Origin of the sequence: Pseudomonas sp. FFUP_PS_473 (assembly GCF_002858665.1) — a bacterium.
GTDB lineage: Bacteria > Pseudomonadota > Gammaproteobacteria > Pseudomonadales > Pseudomonadaceae > Aquipseudomonas > Aquipseudomonas defluvii.
In genome coordinates, this window is record NZ_PJQQ01000076.1 from 1 (window position 1) to 2,790 (window position 2,790).

Sequence of the window (2,790 nt, forward strand, 5' to 3'; positions counted from 1 at the left end):
CCAAGTCACCCATTCAGCCACCACAGCCAAACGGGTTGCGCTAACGCGCAACGCGCCATGCCTGGCGCACAACAAAAGGCCCGTCGATTGACGGGCCTAATCGTGTCTGCGCAATTTAAGCGGCGGTCATTGCCGGCTGCATTTGCTGGGCTTCCGGAAAGTGAAGGTGGAACCAGGTGAAGTTTTCTTCGGTCACCTCCACGCTCGCCGATCCCTGGTGCAGACTCATGATCGACTGCACAATGGCCAAGCCAAGACCGGTACCGCCTTCGCTCCGTGCTCGGCTCTTGTCCACACGGTAGAACCGCTCAAACAAGTGCGCGTGGTGTTCCTTGGCAATACCACGGCCGGGGTTGCCGACACTCAACGTCGTACCGCTCGCACTATGCTGCACCTTAACGTAGACCGTGCGGCCGCGAGGGCAGTAACGGATCGCGTTCGAGACCAGATTCGAGACGGCACGTTGAACCATCAGGCGATTCCCGCGCACCACGTCATCACTGCCGGAGATCTGCAGCTGAATCTCGCCTTCTTCTGCTGAAATGCTGAAGAGCTCGCACACTCGCTGAACCTCGTCGACCAAGGAGACGGATTCGAACTCCACCATTGATGCTGGATGACTGACCTGGGCCAAGAACAGCATGTCGGAAACCATGCGGCTCATGCGGTCCAGCTCTTCTGTGCACGACTCCAGAACCTCCCGGTACTCGGAAAGCGATCGTTCTCTGGTCAAGGCAACCTGGGCCTTGCCCATCAGGTTGGAAAGCGGTGCTCGAAGTTCGTGAGCAAGGTCGTCAGAAAACTGCGAGAGCTGCTGAACCCCATCATCCAGGCGAGCCAGCATGATGTTGATGCCGTCGGCGAGCATTTTGAGTTCTGCCGGCATCCCATCAGTTGGAAGGCGATGGTCGAGGCTCTCGGTTGAGATTTTCGAGGCGATCTTGAGGAACTTGGTCAGTGGTAGCAGGCCTCTGCGCACAGTCCACCAGCCAATGGCCAAGATCAGTGCGAGGATGACGGGGGACATCATCAAGGCCCAGGTCAGCAACGCATCGAGCAGCGCCTCACTGGATGACTGGTCCATGGTCATATAGACGCTGACCTCTGTTCCATCGCCCAAACGCATGATTCGAGAAGCACTCAGCAGAGGACGGTCCTGCGTATCACGCCATTCGTGCTCTTTGGGCTGGGCCGCCGGCTGAAACTTGTGCACCTCCAGATTGACCTGTTTCGAGCCAATCGAGAGCAGGGGAGTCTGATTCTGTGAGGTATCGAATATGCTCACATACAGGTTGTTGTGGCCCATGACCAAATCGACAAGCTGATGCGCATCCGCGTTGACGCCGGAGATGTCCGGGATGGTGGACAGGTTGTGAGCCATCCCCGCCATCTTTACTTCCAGGTCTGCTCTGGCATTTCTTTCCAGAGCCTTGCCTACCATCAGATAGCCAAAGGTGGCGAACAGAAGCAGCAACGCTGCGCTCATCAACCCAACTTTTAACCCCAGCTTTGCAGCCAGGCTGAATGGCCTCATGCGCGTTCCTCAAAAACGTACCCAACGCCACGAAGCGTGTGAATGAGCTTGGTTTCAAACGGGTCATCGATCTTCGAGCGCAAGCGCCGGATGGCTACATCGATGACATTGGTGTCGCAATCGAAATTCATATCCCAGACCAACGAGATGATCTGAGAGCGAGTCAGCGCTTCGCCCGTTCGGCTCATGAGCAGGTGCAGAAGCGCAAATTCCTTGGTGGTGAGATCGATGCGTGTGCCACCGCGGAAGACGCGATGGCGGACGGAGTCGAGTTCCAGATCGGCAATTTTCAGCGAGCTCTTCTCGACTAACTCATCACCACGGCGTTGCAGCGAACGGATGCGAGCAAGCAGCTCAGGGAATTCGAATGGCTTCACAAGGTAGTCATCCGCGCCGCCGTCCAAGCCCTTGAGCTTGTCATTGATGCGTCCGCGGGCGGTCAGCATGATGATGCGGACCCGGCTGGTCTTACGGATGGTTTCCAGCAGGTCCCAGCCGTCGATACCCGGGAGGTTCACGTCCAGGAGGACCAACGAATAGACATTAGTGTTGAACAAGTGCAGAGCATCTACACCGTTGTGCACGATATCTACGACATACCCGCTTTCGGATAGGCCCTGCTGAAGATATTCGGCAGTTTTAATTTCGTCTTCCACAACTAGAACGCGCATAACTTATCTCAAGGTGTGAGGAAGGAGTTGGCCTAATCCGCCAAGATTATGGTTGCAGGCTGTTCGAAAGTTTGGCTGAGGGTATGGCATGTGGTAGTCGCTACCTCTGTCCATACGCCGGGTCACCTGAGGACGCTTGAATCTTAACGCGAAGAAGCTGGCCGCGGCGAAATCCTACAAATTTGTAATGTAGCCGCAAGATTTCTGACAGTCATGCAGGCTCCACCCCTAAGCATAGCGGATTCTGGGGCCTGCGGCGGTGTATGACAGATTCGCCTGGCAGGTGGAATCGGCCAGGACAGGCAGCATTTCGGTCGTTAGCTTGCAAGGACTGGTACTGGCCTTGGATCGAGGGCGCCACGCAGGCAGACCCCATGCACGGCCGCAAACCGCAGCGCCTTTCTGCAAATTAGTTCACGTGGCGGCTCGATATTCTCTCGAGTAATTATCTTACAATCTATTACATGTCCAAATTGTAATTGCCCGATCATCTTGGTGTTAGGGAAATCCTTATATGGACGCCTCCCGGAGCTCAATAGGTAGCCATGCTGGCGCGTAGGTAGGAGCAGTCTTATATCCGGCCTG

2 protein-coding genes are annotated in these 2,790 nt (G+C 55.8%); both read right to left on the reverse strand.

The annotated features are described in order from the left end of the window. Positions 1 to 115 precede the first annotated feature (115 nt). A complete protein-coding gene (locus CYD26_RS24595) occupies positions 116 to 1,534 on the reverse strand; it encodes a heavy metal sensor histidine kinase (protein ID WP_011953107.1) in 1,419 nt (472 codons plus the stop codon). Then, positions 1,531 to 2,205: a heavy metal response regulator transcription factor gene (locus tag CYD26_RS24600; RefSeq protein ID WP_003253457.1), complete on the reverse strand. Its 675-nt coding sequence runs from the start codon at positions 2,203 to 2,205 to the stop codon at positions 1,531 to 1,533. The genes CYD26_RS24595 and CYD26_RS24600 overlap by 4 nt, the downstream gene beginning before the upstream one ends. Positions 2,206 to 2,790: the final 585 nt, after the last annotated feature.